Genomic DNA, 20834 nt, shown 5'->3' with positions numbered 1-20834 from the left:
TTGTGACTCACATTAACTCATCAAATCTCAACACCAGCTCTACTTTAGATTCATACCGTCAGATTTTAATTGACGGCGATCCGACGCTTACTCTCTCTGATTTAGCTTCGCGTTCAGGCACTACCATTGAACGGGTGAATTCTTATTGGATTGCTATGGGGTTTTCGCCAGCTCCGGAAACTGAATTGATTTTCACCGAAGCTGATTTGCGCGCCTATCAGGCGTGGAATGAGTTAGTTGAGTCTGGTCAGATTGATTTAAATACTGCTCTTTCTTTTGCGCGGGCTGGTTCGCATATCGCGGACCGTTTAGCTTTATGGCAGATGGAAGCCTTGGTTGATGATCTTTCCCGCAGGTTCCATTTAGATGACACCACTGCGCGGATTACTGCGTTAGATCGTTTCCGCGAGTTTCTTCCTTTTTTGGAAAACCATATGGCATACACGTGGAAACGTCAGTTGGAGTCTCTTTTAACCCGTGTTGATCAGGAGGTTTCGCATCGCGGGCAGGGAAAACAGTCAGGCACTTTCCCACTAGTTCGTACTTTCGGGTTCGTCGATATGGTTTCTTATACTTCCAGTTCTTCTAACTTAACTGGCAGAGATTTAATCGATTTGATTAACCGTTTTGAAACTATCTGCAGAGAGACTATTCCCGCGTCGGGTGGCCGTGTTGTCAAGATGATTGGAGATGCGGTTTTCTATATTGCTGATGATCTTCCCACTGGGCTTCAGGTAGTTTCTTCCTTGATGAAGCGTCTAACTTCAGATAAGAATCTGCTTCCAGTGCGCGCATCAATCGTTGAGGGTTCTGTTTTTTCTCGTTCTGGGGACGTTTTTGGGCCGCCGGTTAATTTAGCTTCTCGTTTAACAGATGTTTCTCCGGTTGGGCAGATTCTAACTGACGCGGATACTGCTCAGCGGATTATCAATGGCGAGGGCGGAGACTCTTTCTTTGCTGAGCCTGCCCGTGAGGCTGATCTGCGTGGGGTTGGAAAGGTAATGCCTTTCCGAGTAGTCGTCAATTAATTTTGATTATTTCCGTAAATATTCTTGAAATTTTTTCTTTTCAAACTTAAAATATAAATTTTACAAAGTAAATAAGAGGTAAAGTTTCGGTTTTTCTAGTATTCTGAAACTATGACAACAGTAATTTTAGTTGAAGACGATCCAGCGATTGCTGAGCCTTTGGCTCGTGCCCTTACCCGCGAAGGATATGATGTGCGCTCACATGGCACTGGCAGGAGCGCCTTGAACGAAATCGAAGCCGCTGACCTACTAATCCTAGATTTAGGGCTTCCAGACATGGACGGCTTGGATGTTGCCCGCCACGTGCGAAAACTTGGTCGAACCATCCCTATCCTGATTCTCACTGCTCGCGCGGATGAGATTGATATGGTTGTTGGCCTAGATACGGGTGCAGATGACTACGTAACTAAGCCATTCCGTTTAGCTGAGCTACTTGCCCGCGTCCGTGCTTTACTTCGTCGCATTGGCAATGAAGAAACTGAAGAAGATTTAATAGCCCAGGACGTGCGCGTTTCTATTTCAGCGCACCGTGCTTTTGTGAAAGATCGTGAGCTGCAACTAACTGCCAAAGAATTCGATCTTTTACGAGTCCTCATTCGCGAAGCTGGAAATGTAGTTGAGCGTGACCTGTTAATGAGAGAAGTTTGGGGTTCTGACCCAACCGGTTCCACTAAAACCCTGGATATGCACGTTTCTTGGTTACGCCGGAAGCTGGGTGACGACGCTGCTGACCCCCACTACATTACAACAGTACGTGGAATGGGTTTCCGTTTTGAAAAAGAACGGCACTAATTCTTGCGCCAAAGACTCATTAAACTGATCATTACTGCGGTAACTATCAGCGTTCTCTTTCTGGGTATCCCCTCGACTATTCTCGGGGGGATACTTGTATGGCGTTCTGAACAGTTAGCATTAGATAATTACACGGCTACTATAAGTAACACGATTGACCGCCGGCTAGTTGCCAATGAACCGGTCACTGCCAGTTACGTGCGTTCATGGGCAAAAAATGATCATCTAAATTTCGCGGTTGAACACCTTCAGGTACGTGTCCCCGGTAATCAAGTAATTTCTGTTGGCGAGGACGTTCAGGGTATCAGCCTCCGCTCAGTTAATGTTGGTGCTTCAGGTACTGTGGTGGTTGCTAAGGCTTCCGGTTGGAAAAGCGTTATCCGCGTTGCTACTTATGTTCTTTTCTTGTCTTTTGCAATTCTGCTTTCCTTACTGGTTGGTGTTTGGCTTGCTTTACGTGGTTCGCGGAAACTTTCTGCCCCGCTAATTTATTTGGCTGCCCAAGCTGAACAAATCGGTGCGGGACAGGTTCGTGCGTCAGTTCAGGCTTGTGGAATTGAAGAGATTGATTTGGTCCAGGAAGAATTGGTGCGTGCCGGTGAGCGGATGGCTGGGAGGTTAGTGGCTGAACGCCAGTTCGCTGCGAATGCTTCCCATCAGCTGCGTACCCCGCTAACTGCGCTTTCTATGCGGCTTGAAGAGATCGAGCTGGTTGCTACTGATCCAACGGTGCAAGATGAGGCGCGTATCTGTTTAGAGCAGGTTGAGAGACTCACGCAGGTGATTCAAGATCTTTTGAATACTTCCAGCGGGCAAGGTGTTAATCCAGAAGCCTTCCATATTTTGGAAGTTTTCAATCAGCAGCGTGAGGAGTGGGAAGAGAGTTTCGCTAAGCGTAACCGCACGTTGCGTTTTGTTGATGAGGCTGCTCAGCCGGTGCTTGCGGATCGTTCGATTTTAACGCAGATATTGGCAACTTTGATTGAGAACTCGCTTCAGCACGGGGCGGGTACTACAACGGTGAGTTGTCGTAAAGGTGCTTCCTCTCGGTCAGTTACTATCGTAGTGATTGACGAGGGCGCCGGAATCCCCTCTGATTTAGTAAATCGTATTTTTGAAAAAGGTGTTTCTGGACAGGGATCTTCCGGTTTTGGACTTGCTTTAGCGAAAGATTTAGCTACTGCAATTGGGGCTCGCCTTGAACTTACCGGAAGAAAACCTGCTGAGTTTACGATTAGTTTAGCTGCGATGCCTGCAGGTATGCAGCTTGATTCAGTGGTTCCCCAAGGGGCGGTTGTGGCTGTCAGCCGCCGACGGCGCCGATTCTAAAACCACCTGGTGAGTAATTTAATTTCTCTAATTGGCAGTTAAACCTGGCTTTTGCTGATCCTCATGTTTAGAGGGGGTAGGATTCCCTACCCCCTCTAAACATTTTGCTTATCGACGCCCTTTTGCGAACCTATGCATTTCACGCCGAGCTTCTAGATTATCTTGTCTTTCTTTCAAGGCGTGTCTTTTATCGTATTCTTGTTTACCACGGGCCAGGCCAAGTAGTACTTTGGCTTTACCTTCAAAGAAATAAAGTTCTAAAGGAACAATTGTGTATCCTTTAGCTTGGACTCGGTGCCATAGCTTAGCTATTTCTGACTTATGCAGTAGCAGTTTACGTTTACGAGTCGGCGCGTGATTAGTCCAAGTTCCCTGCGCATATTCTGGAATATTTGCCTGTCGAAGCCAGGCTTCTCCATTTTCAATTTCAACCCATGCTTCCATTAATGAGGCTCGGCCAGCACGTAGCGCTTTAACTTCCGTACCTGTTAGCACCAGTCCTGCTTCGTAGCGTTCCTCAATGAAATAATCGTGGGTTGCGCGCTTATTGCGGGCAATTATTTTCTTAGCGTCAGCCGCTGCTTTAGCTTTTTGCGCAGCAGTTAGTTTTTTTGGTTTTTCCGGATTAACCATTTTAGTTCCTTCCCTTACTACATGTAGGGAACTGGGTTTACGGGTTGTCCGTTGACGTGTACCTCATAGTGTAGGTGGCATCCTGTGGAGTTACCGGTTGTGCCTACGAAACCAACTACGTCACCGCGGTTCACTCTTTGTCCAGCACGTACATTATGCTTTGTGAAGTGCATGTAAATAACTTGAATCGAGTTTCCATTCACGATCCCATAGTTAATGATCACCCAGTTACCGGCCAGGTAATGCCAGTTTGCTGTAGTAACTGTTCCAGGAGCAGTTGCTAAAGCTGGGGTGCCACAGGGTGCTCCCAAGTCAATCCCGTAATGGTAGTAGGCTGAAGCAGCTAAACCTGGGATATAGCGTGGCCCGAATCCGGAAGTAACTGGATACCTTTGTGGGAGTGGATACCCGTAGCCACCGTTTCCAACAGAAGGTGCTGGGGGTGGAGTTGGCACTGGGGTTGGGGTCGGTGCTGGCCCGGGACCGGGCTGGTTGCGTTGGCGTTCTTCTGCTGCTTTGCGTTCGCGTGCTACTCGTTCCGCTTCTGCTCTGGCAGCAGCTTCTCTTTGACGGCGGGCTTCTTCCGCTGCCCGGCGACGGTTTTCTTCGTCGATTTTCGCAATTTCACTATTAAAAGTAGCTCTTAAGCTCTCTTGGTCTTGTTTTTGTTTCTCTAAATCGCCGATCCGTCCCTGCAGTGCAGCAGTTGCGCTACTTTCTTCGGCTTTGAGGGTATTTAACTCAGCAACTTTAGCATTTGCTTCTGCCGCACTGGCTTCTGCTTGAATGGAGGCAGCTTCGGCGCGAGCTTGCAACCCCGAGATTCTATCTCGAAGAGCTTTCTGCCGCGCTTCCCTATTTTTAGTAACAGCTAACTCTCCCCGCGCATTTTCTAACGCCCGAGATTGTACTCTTGCCATCGACTGAGCGGTGGTGGCACGCTGAGAAATATCTGCCGTAGATTCAGCTGATAGAGCTAGTAGCAGAGGTGACGAACTGTCCCCTGAACGGTACATTTCTCTTGCCATCATCGCTAGGGCTCTGTCGTTACGGCTACTTTGCCCACCCAGATCTGAAATAGCGTCTCCCAGATCTTTAAGCTCTGCATTTGCAACGTTTAGTTGGTCGGTGACAATTTGTAGTTCACGCTGCGCCGCTTCAGCAGTTGCAGTAGCCTGATTAGCTACTCTTTGTGCTTCAGGAAGCTGCTCTTGAATCGCTTGAATTCGGCGAATACGATCTTGCAGGTCCTTATCTAAAGGCGCGATGAGGATTTCTAACTCGTCACGTTTCTTCTGCGCTTCCTGAGCTTTTCTTACCAGATCTTCACGATCGTCGGACATAGATGGGAGCGTATATGAAGAAAACAGCACAGCCACCATACTCACTACAGCAGTTGCTCGAAGCCAGTTCATTTTTCGTGTTGTCTTACGCATATATTATCCCCTCCTTAAATTTTAAGCGCGCGTAAACTTCGCTAAGGTAGCCAAAGAAGCTAACGCAGCAATCGTTATAGCGATAAGTAACATGATTGGAGCTACAATCCACATTTCTGAAGCACCCACCAGGTAGGACCAGGTAAAGGAATCCGTTACATAAGTATCGTGAATATAACGTAAACTCAACCAAAGTGCCCCAACTGCCAGTAGCCCTCCGCTAAGTGCAGCAATTGCTCCTTCAATCATAAACGGTAACAAGATAGTGATACTAGAGGCACCCACATAACGCATGATAGTAGTTTCCCGTTCACGCGCTTGAGCAGAAAGACGAATTGTTGTAGTCATCAGCAGCAGTGCGGCTACCCCCATAACCACTGCCAGAACCCCGGAAAATAGCATAGCTCCGTCAATCACTTTCAGAAGGGGCTCAACAATCTGCCGTTGATCCTGCACTTGAGCTACCCCGGGTGCTCCAGCAAATTCTTCTTCTAATAAGCGATATTGATTAGGATCAACCAGTTTCACTCTGAAAGAAATCTGAAGCCAATCGGGATTAGAAAACTGCGCTAAGGGCGAATTAGCGTAGAGACGTTGAAAATTCTCAAACGCTTCTTCTTTTGATTCCATATAAGATTCTTTAACAAACGGCGCCAGCTCAGCAGATTCAAGTTTTTGTTTAACCGCTTCAATCTGTTCCGCAGTTGCTTCGGTACCAGCACATGACGGAGCAGTATCATCTGCGGCACACATGTAGATAGAAACTTCGATTTTGTCATACCACTGGGACTTCATCGCTTCGACTTGCATTTTCCCCAGGCTAAAAATCCCCGTGAAGAATAAGGAAACGAATGTTACCAGCACGATAGAAGCAAACATCGCAATATTACGAGAAAGCCCTTTACCTACTTCTGAAAGAATAAAACGTCCGCGCATCTGTTTACTCCTGCGTCCCGTATTCACCGTCACGCTCGTCGCTGACGATCCGCCCATTTTCCAGACGAATCACTCGTTTACGAGACTCATTTACTACCCCCACATCGTGGGTGGCCATCACAACTGTAGTGCCAGTGTTATTGATATGCTTCAAAAGAGCCATAATCCCTTCAGAAGTTTTAGGATCTAAGTTACCCGTAGGTTCGTCAGCTAAAAGTAACTGCGGGCGATTAACCATTGCCCTGGCAATTGCTACTCGCTGTTCTTCACCACCAGAAAGCTCTCCGCGGCGCCGGTCTTCTTTACCAGATAAGCCCACCAGTTCTAGAGTTTCGGGCACCTGCGTTTCAATCTGATGCCGTTTACAACCTAATACTTCCATTGCGAAAGCAACATTTTCGTAAACGGTTTTATTTTCTAACACTTTAAAGTCTTGGAAAACCATTCCCATCTGTCGCCGCAACAGCGGAATCTTCCAGCTAGAAAGCTTACCAACATTCTTCCCCAGCACCCAAACGTCACCCGAGGTCGGCTTTTGCTCACGAATTGCTAGTTGCAAAAAAGTTGATTTACCAGAGCCTGATTTACCTACTAAGAAAACGAACTCGCCCGGCAAAATTTCTACTGAAACACGGTCTAATGCGGGTGCTAAAGCACTGTCGTATGACTTAGTAACCTCATCAAATCGAATCATCTTAGTTCCTCAAACTTTTCTGCCTACCCGAAAGCTATTTTTCTGTGTCCTGGCTTTGGTCTTTACGCCAACGAATTCCGGCGTTAATAAAATCATCAATATCACCGTCAAATACGGCTCCAGTGTTACCGTTTTCCTGCCCGGTCCGCAGATCTTTCACCATCTGATAGGGCTGTAAAACGTATGAACGCATTTGGTCACCCCAAGAGGCTTTAACGTCCCCAGCTAGAGCTTTCTTCGCAGCCTGTTCTTCCTCATGACGCAGCTGCAACAAGCGGGATTGCAAAACTCGTAATGCTGCGGCACGGTTTTGAATCTGCGATTTTTCGTTCTGCATCGAAACAACGATCCCTGTGGGAATGTGCGTCATACGCACAGCGGAGTCAGTAGTATTCACTGACTGCCCCCCTGGCCCAGAAGACCGGAATACGTCGATCTTCAATTCAGATTCAGGAATTTCAATGTGGTCAGTAGTTTCAATCAAAGGGATCACTTCAACTGCCGCAAAAGAAGTATGTCTGCGTCCTTGATTATCAAATGGACTAATTCGCACTAAACGGTGAGTTCCTGCTTCAACTGATAAAGTGCCATACGCGTAAGGAGCGTTCACTTCAAAAGTTGCTGACTTCAAACCAGCTTCTTCTGCGTAAGCTGTGTCCATAACTTTAGTAGGATAGCCACGTCGTTCTGCCCAGCGTAAATACATTCGCAAAAGCATTTCCGTGAAATCAGCTGCATCAACCCCGCCTGCACCAGCACGAATGGTGATTACTGCAGAACGCTCATCATACTCACCGGAAAGAAGAGTCTTAATTTCAAGATCTGCCAACGCTTTGCGGATACTCGTTAAATCCTCAGTCGCTTCTTCTAATAAGAGTTCTTTATCGTCTTGTTCTTCTTCAGCCATTTCCACCATGACTTCCAGATCGTCAATCCGGGAAGCCATTTTCTCGATACGCCCCAACTCTGCCTGAGTATGGGAAAGCTCTGAGGTCACTGCCTGCGCCGCATCTGGATCATCCCAAAGATCGGGAGCAGCAGCTTTTTCAGACAACTTTGCAATCCGTTCCCGCAATTCATCTGGGCGGGTAACGGCTACAATATTTGCTAACGTACCTCGAAGGGTCTCAATCTCAACTGAAAAATCAATACTCACTCTTCCACACTACGGGATTTTGTCACTGAAACTATAGATGCAACGCGGATTTTCATCGGTTCGGTGAGGAAACTCATGTATCTAGAGACAATTGGTAAGCTCGGCACCGTCTCAAGCACCACTTCCAACTCAGACTCATCCACACTCACTGCCGTAACCAGCGGGCTCTCCCCCACCGCGCAAACGTTAGTCACCAAAAAATCAAAACGCTGTTGCACCACCTTTTTCACATCTTCACTTAGCGTGTGCAATTCGCCGGTTGTATAAAAATCCGTTCCTTTAACTTCTTGAGCAGCACTCAACGCTACAGTATCGGCACAGGCATACAACTGTCTACGCTGCGTGTGAACACTGGTAATCACCATAGCTACAGTAAGTATCGCCATAACTAAGAAAGTTAAACCGATAACTAAAACACTAATCCGCCCGTCCTCGTGCTGCGAATAATGCCTACTCATGGCGGATTACCAACCCTTCAACTGGGAAAGCATATTCGGCGACAACCGGCAGCTCGGCACCCAACGTCTGAGCAAAATCCCCGGGAATAAGAGGTAAAGGCACCGCTGTTTCCACCCGCACCAAAAGTAAACTCCCCACCGCACACGGCATAGGATCGCACCGGTACGAAAGTTTCCCAGTCCCCTGTTCTTCTCTCAAATAAGAGGAAAAATTTGCGTCTAACTGTTCGATCGCTAAGTTTTCGGCAGTTAAATCATGACTCAAAATATAAGCGGCATCGCGTGCACTGGCTTCAGAAGCGAAAACAGCTGCCTGCAAGGAAGCCAAAGTTAAAATCAAATAGGCTAATGGCACTAAAACAACCGTAGCCAACATAATAAACTCGACCACAACTTCACCAGATTCCGACCTGTCAGCCGCTCTTACAAAAACTTTTTGAATAAACTGGTTTTTCCAGCGCCTCACGGAAGCCTCCACACAGACGCCTCAACAGTTAAAGCACGCGGCACACCCCAGGGACCTAAAATCGGCAGATCTGTTGAAACCTGCACAACTACCTGCACCCGGTCAGCAACTTTCCGCTCCGTAATCAGGATCTGCCGCTCGCCAGTTCCTAAACCACCGGATAAAAGCGCTTCAATCCGCGCATAGGTACGCTCTAAACTAGCCCCTTGTAAAGAGTAGTAGCGAGCCCCCTCAGACGCCGCATCAACTGCCACATTACGGGTATAAAGAACAAAACCGAGTTGTAAAAGCGCGGACACTAAAATCAGTACCAACACCTGAACTAATGCGTGCGAGACAACTTCAGACCCTGATTCTTCCGCAGACTCCATCCTCTCCCTCATTTCTAAAGAAGTAAGAATCCGCTTCCCTTTTACGGAGATACAACTGATGAAATAGCTTCTGCGAACCAGTTTCGTAACGCCTGGTCAGCTAAAGCCCAAACGACAGTCACCAAACCAGCCGTCATCAAAGTCACTAACACCCAGCCAGGAACGTCTCCTGCTTCAATATTTTTAGAACTTGGGTGAGTTAGTTCCCGCGGCAGATGAAATTCGGGAAGTGAGTGTTGGATTTTCATTTTATTTTCCTTTCATTGAATCCAAACTACAGGGTTTCCAAACCTAAAAACGTAAAGCAATCAGCCCTGGATAAAGGGCAAAAACCACGGTAACGGGAAGGATTAAAAACACCACTGGAATTAGCATGGCGATTTCATTCCTCCCACCGGCTTCCAATAAAGAACGCATAGCTTCTTCCCGTAAATCCTTCGCCTGATCTCTCAAGATCACCGATAGGGCTGCGCCCCTTTCATTACCAGAAATAAGCGTCTCCAGCAGACGCTGTAGCTGCGGGCTGGGGGTTATTCCGCTTAAGTTACGTAATGCTTTCGACACGGGCACTCCTTGTGAAATCTGTTCCAAAGCAATCTCTAACTGAGCTTTCATTTGCGGGCCGCTGATGGAACAAACCCGATTAAGTGCCCCGGGGATTGATTCTCCTGCAGAAATAGCTAAAGCCAGTAGCTCAGCAGCGTCAGCCACCTGATAGGAAAGCCGTTTAGCAAAAACCTCAACCTTATAAGTCAATAACTTATCCCAAATGACGGTGGCTAAGATAAAACTTAACGAAGTGAGTAAAAGCCACTGAATGAACGTAATACTTCGCACCGTGGAAAGTCCGATTAAACTAATCCCCACCCCTAAAGTTGCCAATACGGAAACTAACGTTTGTAAAAGACGGAAACCAAAAATATCCATACCCGCCCCCACAATAGCTAAACGCTTTTCAACTGATTTCGTAGTAGAACCTATCGCATTCCAAAGAGGACTAATCCAACTAAAAATATGCTGAGAAGAAAACGGTTGCCACTGCGATTGCAAATTTTTTGGTTGAACATAGGGAAGGACGCGTTGTTCTAACCGACTAGGGCGATTCACAATCGCACCGTAACAAAAATAAATCCCCACCCCTAAAAGCGTCCCAGAGATTACTGGCAGAGCAGAAAAATCCATTTTTATCTCCTGTCGTGATCCAGATTAATCCGCCCCAGCCGCTGCATCAGCCAGTAGGCAAAAGTGCAGGCAATCCCACCGCAGGCCAGCACCATCATCCCAGTCGCACTACTGTAGGCTTGCCCCGCGTCAGTACGGGTAGAAATCAATAGCAGCACTATCCACGGCGCAGCCACAGCTAAACGCGCAGCATTCACAATCCAAGATTGTCTGGCTTGGATTTCTCCACTAATGCGCAGATTTTCACGCATCATCATGGAAAGATCGCGCAGGATATTACCCATTTCATTACCGCCTACTTCTCTGCTTAAACGAATAACTTCAATCACCCGATCAGCAGTGGGATCATATAAACTCCGCTGCAGTTCGTAAAGAGCCTCATCGAATCTGCCGGAAGTTCGATAATCAGTTGCAAACTTTTGGAAGAAAGGCCGGGTTGTTTCCGGACCAACCACTGCCAACTGCACCACTGCTTCAGGTAGGGAAACTCCCGCGCGCACCGCAGTTAAAAGTGAATCCGTAATATCAGGCCAGGCATTAGCAAATCGTTGCCGGCGTTTTTCCAAACGCATTCGCAACCACCCCCACGGTAGGGGAACCACTGCGGCCATCATGGCTATAGCTACGGGCCAAACTCGGGTCAGGCCATAGCTAATTAGTAAAACAAAGGCGGGCAAACCAACTACTACGATTAAAAACAAAATCCGCTGCCGGTGATCTAAACCTGCTTTAAGCAAATAATTTCTGAGCCTACTTCCCCAGTTTCTAAAAGGCAGGTACTCAAATAAACGGATCTCAACCACCGTTGCGTAAACCAACAAAACTCCCAGGGCAAGTAATACCCCCACGAATAGTTCCATTCTGCCTACCCCACCTGGCTTTCGTAGACTAAACCGGTAGAGCAAAGCGCCCCTGCTTCCCAACGCCACAGGGGGATCAGCTCAACATTACCGTTTTCAAATCTCCCACTAACCTGACTTATCTCCTGCACGTATCTGAACCCATTGGCTTCCTTCTTCAAGTGAACAACCAGGTCCACACAAGTTGCTACAGTTGGGACTACGAACTGTAAAGAAACGTTTTCGCTTGCCAATAAAGGCAGCATGGTGAGTTTACGCAGCGCCTCAGTCGCACTATTTGCGTGAATCGTAGACATTCCGGGAACTCCTGCGTTTAATGCCAAGAGCATATCTAAAGACTCTGCCCCGCGAACCTCACCAACGATTATTCTCTCTGGACGCATCCGCATACATTCTCTAACCAGGTCCCTTAAAGTTACTGCCCCGACTCCTTCGATATTTGCGTTACGAGTTTGCAGCGCTACACAATCATGATTACTAAGATTTAACTCAAAAACTTCCTCACAGGTTAAAACTCTTTCTTTAGCGGGGATTTCATGCGCTAAAGCTCTTAAAAAAGTAGTCTTACCTGATTGGGTTGCTCCTGAAACCAACACTGTTTTACCGGCGTGCATAGCATTTTGTAACATTTGCGCAGCGTCCTCGGGAAGCATTTGCAACCGCACCAAATCTGCTAACCGGTGATTAATCTTCAAATGTTTGCGGATATTCAAAGACCATTCTTTACCCGCTACCGGTGGAATAACCACGTGTAAACGCTCTCCTCCGGGCAGTGTTGCGTCTACGAAAGGAACCGACAAATCTAAACGCCTTCCAGAATGATAGAGCATTCTTTCTACCAAATCCTTTACTTCCTCAGCAGTCATAATCAGATTTGTTAGCTCAGATTTGCCATTCTTTGCAATAAAAATCTTGGCTGGAGAGTTAATGTAAATCTCTTCTACCGCCGGATCATTCAAGAAAAACTGCAGTTCCCCGTACCCGCCAATTTCTGCCAGAAGCTGCGTCACCTGCAGTCTTTGCTGCTCAGCATCTTCCAGCGGATATTCAATAAAAGATTGGTTTACCAGTTGCTTCAACTTAGCGTTTTCTAAGATCGGGTCTATCCCCATCTCAGCAACTTTTGCTCGCACCCAACGATTCCGTCTTACTCCATCAGCTGTTGCCATATCCCCCTCCGTTGAAAGCTGATAAGGCTTAACATAGCTTATTTACATATGTGAATACAGCTGTTTGACATACCTGTGGATAACTTTTTAATAAAAGTATTCTGAATGAATACTGAAAATCCAGGGGGAGCAATTCGTGAAAATTCCCTATTTTAGAAGATTAAGTGCGTGCCGTCCCCCGTCAATTTGCAAACTGCTTTAGGGTAGAAGTTATGAACGCCCTATCTCCTTTAACTTTAGTAGCTCACGCCACCGCTGTATTTCCAAACTTCAACGTTGTTGGCTTAACTGAAATCAGCAGCAACGACGGGGTAAGTATACGACAGGGTGTAGTAGACGCAAACGGTGACCGCTGGGAAATCGTTGCGCCTTTAAATGAAGCTGAAGGAGCCAAACTAGAAGCTGAAACTACCCTATTACGTTTCCTTAAACGCGCCCACGAAAAAGGTTTTATCCCCTTTAGCGTCGCAGTTCCAGTGGCACACTCGCGGGTAAATGAAACCTTACCTCTTTTCATCTACGCTGAAGCTCCCGGCACCCCGCTTGAGTTTGACGATCTTTATAACTACCCGACTTTATCTCATTCAATCGGGAATACTTTAGCTGCGTTGCATAGATTACCCGCTGAAATCATGGAACGTACTGGCCTGCCCATCCACTCTGCTGCAGATTGCCGTGAACTGTTACGCGCACAGCTGATTGAGGCTTCCCGCGCTTGGCCGCTACCAGCAAACCTTTACCGGCGCTGGGAAACTGCTTTAGATGATGACACGTTATTTAACTTCACTCCCACTCCGATTCACGGAAACGTGGATATTGATTCATTTTTAGCTGTCAAAGGTGCGGTAACTACCATGCGAGATTTTTCTGCGGCTTGTTTGGGAGATCCCGCTGAAGATTTAGCTAACCTACTGGCCGGTGAAGATGAGGACCTAATCGATAGGTTCTTAGCTGCTTATCTGAAGGCACGTAAAGATCATGTAGATCTTCATTTGGTAACCCGCGGATACTTATATGCAGAGTTCAACTTATTACGTTGGCTTTTGCAAGGAATCCGCAATCACGACAGTGAAGTGATCGCTGATGCTAAGACACTGATTCAAACGTTAGCAGATCGGATTGGTAACGAACCGCTTTTGCCTGAGCACGCGGAAGTTGAAAGAAATGAAGTTAGCTTACTTGAAGTAGCTGCTGCTGTGACTGCCAGCCAAAATCAGGCGGATACTGCTTTCCTTGATCCGGCAAAATCGGAAGCAGAAACAGTAGTTTTAACTCCGTTAGTAGTCCAAGAAGAATGGTCTGCCCCTGAAACTGAAGCAGATAGCTCCCGTTAAGCCTAAGTAGGGTTCAAGCTAATCCAGTAGCTACGCCTCTAAGCTGCCTATACCGGTTTTACTTTTGCGGTGGAAATTTCCTATTGGTTCTGTGAAAGGCCCGCAAGTAAAGTTTCTATATCAACTTCGGGAAGTATTTCCTGTAGCATTTCCAAACTTACTCGCCTTTGTTTCGCAGAGTATGTATCGCTTCCGCCTAAGAAGATTAGTTCTGCCTTGACTTCACTTTCTGGGACTTGTTTTTGTTGGGCAATAGCTTTGCGGTAGAGCATTAACTGTCCTAAGTAGCCGGACAATTGTGCGATATTTTGCCGACTTTTTTCTGGGGTAACTGGGTGCCCAGTTTTCCAGTCAATGACTTTCCACTTCCCCTCAGTTTGTGTCAGCACGTCTATCTGTCCGCGGATAGTTACGTCTTTTTGTTGGAATGAGAATGGCACTTCCAGTCCCACTACGGTGGGAAGTTCTGGGGTGAAGATCTCTTTTGCTCGTTTTTGAAATACTTCTAGCTGTTTTCTTTGTTTTTCAGTGAGGCTTTCAAGCAGAATACTGATTTCTGTTTCATTGCTTGTTTGGGCACTTTCGGCTTGCGTTGGTTCAAATAGCATTGGTTCTTCGGCTGCTTTTTGACACCAGGTTTGCGCCCATTTGTGGAAAATCGTTCCCATTAGGGCGGCTTGGCTGGGAGCTTGCGGGAGGGGGCGCCTTAGTTGCAGGGCGTATGCTTTGGGATCTAATAGAAGTGTCGCTGCTGAAGTTGCCGAGAGTTTATTTACCGTCACTTCAATAACTTGGTTGGCCAGTTGGCGTTGGTATTGTGCGAAAGCGCGCTGCACTGAGTGGACTAATTCGCTTTGTGCTTGGTTTGCCTGGTCATATTCCAGTTCGGGAGCTGTTTCTACCGGGTTTTCGCTTTGGGTGAGGATTAGTTGATTTACCCGTTTCGCACTTTCGTTTACTAAGGTGCGTGAGTTTCCTGGGCGACGGGGGAACTGTACTTCTTGATTGATAAAGTTAAAGTCGTCAATTTCCAAGCAGGGTTCGTCCCATACTATTTTTTCATTTTCTAAGCCAATTGTTGGCAGTTTTTCTTCCCCGAGGGCGTCTGGTAAATTCTGCATTTGAGTTTTTAGGATTTCAATGGCTTCAACTAAGGGAGTTTCCTCTGCGGGTTTTGCTATGCCGCTGTTAATGATTTCTCTGAGGTAACGGGAGGGTTTTTGAATACTTTTCTTTCCCCAGGTGTACCACGCTCCTGAGAGGAGCAGTTCTTTTTTGGGGCGGGTGAATGCCACGTAGGCTAGGCGGCGTTCTTCTTTTTCTTGGTAGGAAGCTAAGCGCATAAAGTAGGCTTCTAACTCTTCTTCTAGAGATTCACTGTCATCTCCGTTAAGTTCAATAAAAGCGGGCAAGATAGGTTCGCCTGTGGGGAATTTATAGTCTAAACGCAGTGGGTGCGGTAGTTGCGAATAGTTGCCTACCCACTCTTTTTGCGGGCGGTTTTCAAAAGTAAATTCCGGCCCTAAACTTGCTTTCCCGTCGGTGCGAATATAGTGGGCTCCGGTGTAGGAGGGGAAGGAACCTTCGGTAAGCCCCACTACAGCAACGCGATCCCACTCTAAGCCTTTCGCCTGGTGGACAGTCATGATTTGGATGACGCTTGGGTCTACTTCCACCGCGGGGGCTTTTAAGCCTTGTTCAGCTTCTATTGTGGTGTTAATCCAGTCAAGAAAACCGTCTAAGCGCGCATATTCTGTTTGGCTTGCGTAGTCATTAGCTACTTCTAAGAATGCGTCTAACGCATTATTTGCTAAGTTCACGTAAGGGTCTGCGGCAACTTCAATATCTAAGTCAAAGACGCGGATAGCTTTTGCAATCACGTAGGGGATTTGTTGGTCCAAAGTGGCTCGGATAGTTTCTAAACGCATCCGCAGTAGGTTTATTTGCTGGTGTGAACGCTGTGAAAATCCTTCTCCTGTGTCATTACTCCACCCCACCTGCGGGGGAATATCAACTGCGTCTAATAAAAACTCACTGCGGTCTGAGCTGTCTTGACTGCGTTCTTTAGCGCGGTGGCGCGCCCACGCATACAGGAGTTTTAGGTCTCTGGCTGGTAAGTCCAGGTTAGTAATCAGTCGCATTACGGCAGGGCCATCTAAGGGATTTACGCAGGCAGTGAGAATTGCTCGTAGGTCGGTAACTGCCGGTTGGGTGACTAACCCGCCTAAACCGACTACGGCAGCTTCTAAACCATAGCGTTCTAATGCTTCAATTAGGGGGAGAAAATGTGCTCTGGTGCGCACTAAAATCGCGTAGGTTTCAAGGTTCTTACCAGTTTTTTGGTCGGTGTAGGTAAGTTTCCAGTTTTTCACCTGCTGGGCCACGAAATCATATTCTTCAAGATTGGTGTGTGGGTATAGGTATGTTACTTCCCCACTTCTTGGTTTTTGCTGTGGTGCTGGTTGTAAAGTGAGTACGTCTACTCCGGGATAGGTTTTTTCGGCCAGTGGTGCGGCTATTAGGTTAGCGGCTTCAAGAATTTTTGGTTGGTTACGCCATGCTGTAGAGAGGAAAAGGGTTTCTCCGGTAGTCTTTTCAGCGAACATGGGTAAAAACAAGTCTAGGGAGGCGGCGGAGGCGCCGCGCCAACCGTAGATTGCTTGGTTTGGGTCGCCTACGGCGGTGACAGATAAGTCTTTAAAGAGACGAGAGAGTAGTTCCATTTGTGCAACTGAAGTGTCTTGGAACTCGTCTAGTAAAACTGCGTCGTACTCTGCGCGGATACTGTCCACCACATGAGGGTATTCGCGTACCAGTTTTAAAGCTAAGGCCATTTGATCGGCGAAGTCTAATAGCTGTTCCGCTTCTTTGTACTGGTTAAATTTTTCAATCACCGGCAGGAGTAGTTCCATTTCAGCTAATTTTTCTGCCGCTGAAATAACTGTTTTCGGGAGAGTGCGCTTACGTGGAGCTAGGGGTACGTTAAGCAAATAGGTAGTGGTTTCTTGAATGAATTCTTGAAGCTCTTTAGTTGTAACTCCGTGGCTGGTAAGTTCATTCGCTAAAGCTAAAGTTGCTTTACGGATTTCTTCAACTTGGTTTTTGGGTAGCTTTTTTTGATATGTGATGAGGATATTATCAATCAGTTGCCAGCTAGCTGCCGCGGTAATCAGTCTGATATTGGGGTCAAGCCCTAAAAGTACCCCGTATTCTTTTACTATATTTCCTGCGAATGAGTCGTAGGTGGAGACATTTACTGAAGCTGCAAACCAAGGGTCGTTAGCTGCTTCTGCTAATAGCCCACTTTGACCTAAAAAGCCGATTCGTTTACGTAAGCGTGAGGAAAATTCTCCGGCAGCTTTGCGGGTAAAGGTAAGTCCCAGGATTCTTTCGGGTTTAATCCCATATTTGGTAATCAAATAGAGGACTCTTTGGGACATCGTTTCTGTTTTCCCTGAGCCAGCTCCGGCTATAACCAGAGTTGGTACGGGTTTTCCTTCAATTACTTGGGTTTGTTCTGCTGTAGGGTAATTGATTTTAGTGCCGCGTGGTTCGCTAGATTCTGCCAGTAGTTTCGCGGTTATTGCTGGGGTTTTTTCTGGGCTCATTCGATTGTCCTCAATCCTTCATCCAGCAGGGGGCAGGAAGCTTTTACTTCGCAGTAGTCACAGTGGGGGCCGGCAATCGGTTCATAGAAGGGGCCTTTAGCACGCTTCACAGCTTCTGCTAAATCAGCTTCGGTATTTTCTAAAAGTTCCGTTGCGGCGTCCGTTTCCCCCATGATCCTAGTTTGCACGTATCTATTTGGTTGTTTTTCTTTCAGGGCGATCAGGCGTGCGCCGATAACATTTGCTCCGCTTTTCATTAGCGCATACTGGTAGAAAGCTAACTGCTTATGTTTATCCATTTGTCTAGCCGAAGGTACCAGACCGGTTTTAATATCTGAAATGATTACTCCGTCAGGTAAGTGTTCTAAACGGTCAATGAAACCAACGATTATGGCTGGGCCAACATCAACTTTCACTGGTTTTTCAACTTCTACTTTGACTGATCCCAGTGTGTCAAAATATCCGGCTAGTTTAACTATTTTTTCCTTTGTGTCTTCAAAAGCGCGTCTGCCCAGTTCTGTCCCGCGGTTGTATTCTGCGTCATCCCAGATATTTTCTAACTCAGTTAAGAGTTCTTCGGCACTGCCCTGCGGGTATTTTTCTGCGATGGCGTGGACCAGGTTTCCTAAACTGGCAGCTCCTTTAGTTTTACTTGTCCCACCGTGCCTAGATAGGAACCATTGCGCTGGGCATTTCAGCAGGCTTTCAATTGCGGAGGGCGATAGGACAGGTTTACCTGTTGGAAAAATCTGCTGATTTTCGATTTTTTCCAATTCGATTCCCGTCCAGTTCAGTGGGTTAGCTACCCGGATTCCCTGCTGGGCTAAAAAGGCTAAAAGGCGTTCTGCCACTAGGGTTAGCTGAGTGTGTTCTTCACTGTCGTTTTCGGTTTTAAGGGGCAGGGTTGCAGATAGTCTCCGTAGTTTTGCGACTAAAGAGCGCAGATCTGCTTCTGGAATGTCAGCTACTGAGGTGGGTGGCAGGGGAGTTTTTTCCGGTTTTGCTTCGTTAATAAAGTCTGTCACCATTTCATAAAATACTGAGGGTACTTCATCTTCATTGCTGACGGCATACACGTAAAGGTCTTTTTGCGTCCTCGAGATAGCGCAGATGAAAGTGCGTAGTTCATCTATGCGTGATTGGATTCTTAACTGCCAGTTAAGTTCAGCTGGTTTTAAAGCGGTAAGTTCAGGATGATTGACTCGGTAGGTGACTTCTCCGGCACGGGTAAGCCGATTACGTATGGCAAGATTGGGCCATTTGTCTGCCTGCACTCCGGCAACGATTACCACCGGCCACTGTTTACCTGCAGCTTGCATTACCGTAAGAATTTCCACCCCAGCTGGTCTTTGCGCAATGGCAGCGAGGTTATCTGAAGGTAGTTTTTGCGACAAAAACTCGTCTGCGAATCTTTGGGCACTTTGTCCAATATTTCGTTGTTGCCATACATCGGCTGTGCGCGAAAGTGAGATTACCGCGTCTAATCTGTCATCAGCGGTAGTTGCTTCCGGAGAGTTTGAAAGCGCAATTTTTGCCAGTTTTTCTTCCAGCTCAGTTGCTTCCCAAAGTTTCCACACGGCAATAGTTGGTTCCGCGTCGCGTAGACTGCGTCCTAAGGCAACTAGGGTATTTACTTTGGCTACTAGGTTGCGGATTTGTTCATAATCAGAATCTAAGAGGGCTTCTTTAACGCGTTTAAACTCGATTGACTTATCCGGCGAGTTAATTGCAGTGAGCGCAGAGTTAGTTGCCGCGAGCGCAGAGTTAGTGCTGGTTACCGCAGAGTTAGTGCTAGTTACCGGAGAATTAGTGCTAGTTAGCTCAGTGATTAAAGCGAATAATTCCTTTAGGTTCAATTCCCTTTGCGCTAACTGTCCCACCAGGTCAGTTACTCGTTGGAGCTTTAGAGGGTCGAACTGCACCAGCGGAGAGCGAACCAGCTCTTCAATCAGTTGCAGTTCCTGGTCTACTTGCAGTTCTTCTCCAGTTGGAGTTTCTATAGTTTTTTCTGCGGTGTTTTCGCTACTTAGTAAACGTAGTAGCATCGCCGTGAGGGGTTCTTGCGCATAGGCAATTGCCCGCGAGTTCACAGAAACTGCTAATCCGGCTCTGACCAGTGCTTGTCGGATGCGTTCAACGTCAGCTGAGTTTCGTACAATCACCGCAATATCTGTTAGCGGAGTTTCGTGCCTTAAATAGTGGTGGTTAATAGTTTTAATGATGGCGGCATTTTCTTGATGTGTAGAGCTAAACGCCGCGGTTTTTAGGCGACTATAATCTTCATTTGGATCTATTGCCCCGTATTTTCTACGTTCTACCCCTCCAGAGACAGTGAGTTTTTCTGCCAGTAAATCAACTAGTTGCGTATTACGTTGATTTCCTCGGTAAGCGGGTCCCAAATGGAATACCTGCGGTTGCAGTGCTTCTTTTAGACGACCATCTAAGTGCGGTTCTCCCCCGCGGTAGGTAGCTACCGCAATATCTGGGTTAGCCGTCGCAATTATCCGCGTTCCTTTAGCGGCTAGAGCTTGGAGGAACCGTAAGGTAGCCAGGGTGCAATCTTGTAAATCATCGACAATCACAGCGTAAGGTGGCGTGAAGAGCGCCTCTACTTTGGCTTTTTCTTTTGTTTCTTCCCAGTCTTTCACTATTTTTGCGGCTTCTTCTTGTAGCCGTGCCGCCGATAGGTAGGCTGGTTCTGCCGCGGTGGGTGTGTTAAATGGAAGTTTTTCCCAGTGCGTTAATAGCTCTCCGCTGCTTTCCCAAATGGGGACTTGATAGCGGCGCCCTAGGGAAATTAATTCTTTCCCTGACACTCCCATTTCTCTGGCTCGTTCGAATAGATTTCTAATCTCCATTCTAAAAATACTGGATTCACGCAGTGCTTGCGGAATTTCTGCTGGCCAGGCTAACGGCGTTTTTTCTATCAGTTCAGCCAGTTCTTTATCTTCTCTAGCGCCGGTTAAAAGCTGGGGTGGCATTAGTGGTTCCACGCGTTCTACGTACCAGCTATTTAGATACCGGTACGCTAACGCAGTGGGGGTTCTGACAGGGCGCACCAAGGTAGGCAAGGCGGCTTCAACTGTGCTTTGCAGCCGGTCAGCTCTGAGCCGGTCAGGGACTAGGAAAATAATTTCTTTTCCGGTGGCGTTAAAGAGTTCCCGCGCAATCGAAATCGCGATGGTAGTGCGCCCGGATCCGGGGCGGCCGTAAAGTAGCGCATGGTGCGGTTTTAGAGGATACAGATTTTCCGGGGCTAGGATAGTTCCGCAAATTTCAGTTTGCAATTTATCGAGGGCGGGCAGTGCTAACTTTCCTGCGTGAAAGTTTAAGCGGTATTCCATGTGATCCCTCGAAATCAGTTTAGAAATGTTTGGACTTG

18 protein-coding genes are annotated in these 20834 nt (G+C 47.1%); 4 read left to right on the top strand and 14 right to left on the bottom strand.

Annotated features, from left to right (window positions below; genetic code table 11):
• Positions 1 to 2 precede the first annotated feature (2 nt).
• The 3 genes from NXS08_RS00620 (at position 3) to NXS08_RS00610 (ending at position 3149) form a co-directional block, all read left to right on the top strand.
• Positions 3 to 1028, top strand: coding sequence for an adenylate/guanylate cyclase domain-containing protein (locus NXS08_RS00620; RefSeq protein ID WP_259136174.1), 1026 nt, complete (start codon positions 3 to 5; stop codon positions 1026 to 1028).
• A 111-nt stretch (positions 1029 to 1139) separates the two neighbouring features.
• Positions 1140 to 1820 carry a response regulator transcription factor gene (locus tag NXS08_RS00615; protein WP_259136172.1) on the top strand — a complete coding sequence of 227 codons (681 nt, stop codon included), beginning with the start codon at positions 1140 to 1142 and terminating at the stop codon, positions 1818 to 1820.
• A gap of 3 nt (positions 1821 to 1823) precedes the next feature.
• Positions 1824 to 3149: a HAMP domain-containing sensor histidine kinase gene (locus NXS08_RS00610; RefSeq protein ID WP_259136170.1), complete on the top strand. Its 1326-nt coding sequence runs from the start codon at positions 1824 to 1826 to the stop codon at positions 3147 to 3149.
• Positions 3150 to 3257: 108 nt separating this feature from the next.
• Here the strand turns inward: NXS08_RS00610 and smpB are convergent, their stop codons facing one another.
• The 12 genes from smpB to NXS08_RS00550 all read right to left on the bottom strand — a co-directional run bounded on the left by smpB (position 3258) and on the right by NXS08_RS00550 (position 12510).
• Positions 3258 to 3782, bottom strand: coding sequence for an SsrA-binding protein SmpB (gene smpB / locus NXS08_RS00605; protein WP_259136167.1), 525 nt, complete (start codon positions 3780 to 3782; stop codon positions 3258 to 3260).
• Positions 3783 to 3799: 17 nt separating this feature from the next.
• Positions 3800 to 5218 (bottom strand): M23 family metallopeptidase, encoded by a 1419-nt coding sequence (locus NXS08_RS00600; protein WP_259136165.1) that lies wholly within the window; start codon positions 5216 to 5218, stop codon positions 3800 to 3802.
• A gap of 21 nt (positions 5219 to 5239) precedes the next feature.
• Positions 5240 to 6154 (bottom strand): permease-like cell division protein FtsX, encoded by a 915-nt coding sequence (gene ftsX, locus NXS08_RS00595; protein WP_259136163.1) that lies wholly within the window; start codon positions 6152 to 6154, stop codon positions 5240 to 5242.
• A 4-nt stretch (positions 6155 to 6158) separates the two neighbouring features.
• Positions 6159 to 6848: a cell division ATP-binding protein FtsE gene (gene ftsE, locus NXS08_RS00590; protein ID WP_259136161.1), complete on the bottom strand. Its 690-nt coding sequence runs from the start codon at positions 6846 to 6848 to the stop codon at positions 6159 to 6161.
• Between the two features lie 34 nt (positions 6849 to 6882).
• Positions 6883 to 8004, bottom strand: coding sequence for a peptide chain release factor 2 (gene prfB / locus NXS08_RS00585; RefSeq protein ID WP_259136159.1), 1122 nt, complete (start codon positions 8002 to 8004; stop codon positions 6883 to 6885).
• On the bottom strand, positions 8001 to 8462 hold the full coding sequence (locus tag NXS08_RS00580) for a Tad domain-containing protein (RefSeq protein ID WP_259136157.1): 462 nt from the start codon (positions 8460 to 8462) through the stop codon (positions 8001 to 8003). The genes prfB and NXS08_RS00580 overlap by 4 nt, the downstream gene beginning before the upstream one ends.
• Positions 8455 to 8853: a hypothetical protein gene (locus tag NXS08_RS00575; protein WP_259136155.1), complete on the bottom strand. Its 399-nt coding sequence runs from the start codon at positions 8851 to 8853 to the stop codon at positions 8455 to 8457. Before NXS08_RS00575 ends, NXS08_RS00580 begins: the two co-directional genes overlap by 8 nt.
• Before the next feature lie 71 nt (positions 8854 to 8924).
• Positions 8925 to 9311, bottom strand: a complete 387-nt coding sequence (locus NXS08_RS00570) for a TadE/TadG family type IV pilus assembly protein (protein WP_259136154.1) — start codon at positions 9309 to 9311, stop codon at positions 8925 to 8927.
• Positions 9312 to 9340: 29 nt separating this feature from the next.
• Positions 9341 to 9547, bottom strand: coding sequence for a hypothetical protein (locus NXS08_RS00565; RefSeq protein ID WP_259136153.1), 207 nt, complete (start codon positions 9545 to 9547; stop codon positions 9341 to 9343).
• Between the two features lie 43 nt (positions 9548 to 9590).
• Positions 9591 to 10481: a type II secretion system F family protein gene (locus NXS08_RS00560; protein ID WP_259136152.1), complete on the bottom strand. Its 891-nt coding sequence runs from the start codon at positions 10479 to 10481 to the stop codon at positions 9591 to 9593.
• 2 nt (positions 10482 to 10483) lie between these two features.
• Positions 10484 to 11341, bottom strand: coding sequence for a type II secretion system F family protein (locus NXS08_RS00555; protein WP_259136151.1), 858 nt, complete (start codon positions 11339 to 11341; stop codon positions 10484 to 10486).
• A gap of 5 nt (positions 11342 to 11346) precedes the next feature.
• Complete coding sequence (locus NXS08_RS00550; RefSeq protein ID WP_259136150.1) at positions 11347 to 12510, bottom strand: CpaF family protein; 1164 nt, start codon at positions 12508 to 12510, stop codon at positions 11347 to 11349.
• A 212-nt stretch (positions 12511 to 12722) separates the two neighbouring features.
• Here NXS08_RS00550 and NXS08_RS00545 point away from each other — a divergent pair, with 212 nt between their 5' ends.
• Entirely contained in the window at positions 12723 to 13844 is a 1122-nt protein-coding gene (locus tag NXS08_RS00545) for a phosphotransferase (protein ID WP_259136141.1), read from the top strand.
• An 80-nt stretch (positions 13845 to 13924) separates the two neighbouring features.
• Here the strand turns inward: NXS08_RS00545 and NXS08_RS00540 are convergent, their stop codons facing one another.
• Together NXS08_RS00540 and NXS08_RS00535 are read right to left on the bottom strand one after the other, a co-directional pair.
• Positions 13925 to 17452: an ATP-dependent DNA helicase gene (locus NXS08_RS00540; protein WP_259136139.1), complete on the bottom strand. Its 3528-nt coding sequence runs from the start codon at positions 17450 to 17452 to the stop codon at positions 13925 to 13927.
• Entirely contained in the window at positions 17449 to 20796 is a 3348-nt protein-coding gene (locus tag NXS08_RS00535) for a PD-(D/E)XK nuclease family protein (RefSeq protein ID WP_259136137.1), read from the bottom strand. The genes NXS08_RS00540 and NXS08_RS00535 overlap by 4 nt, the downstream gene beginning before the upstream one ends.
• Between the last annotated feature and the right edge of the window lie 38 nt (positions 20797 to 20834).

It is taken from the genome of Gleimia sp. 6138-11-ORH1 (assembly GCF_024814355.1).
GTDB lineage: Bacteria > Actinomycetota > Actinomycetes > Actinomycetales > Actinomycetaceae > Gleimia.
This window is presented reverse-complemented; position numbering and strand designations above follow the sequence as displayed.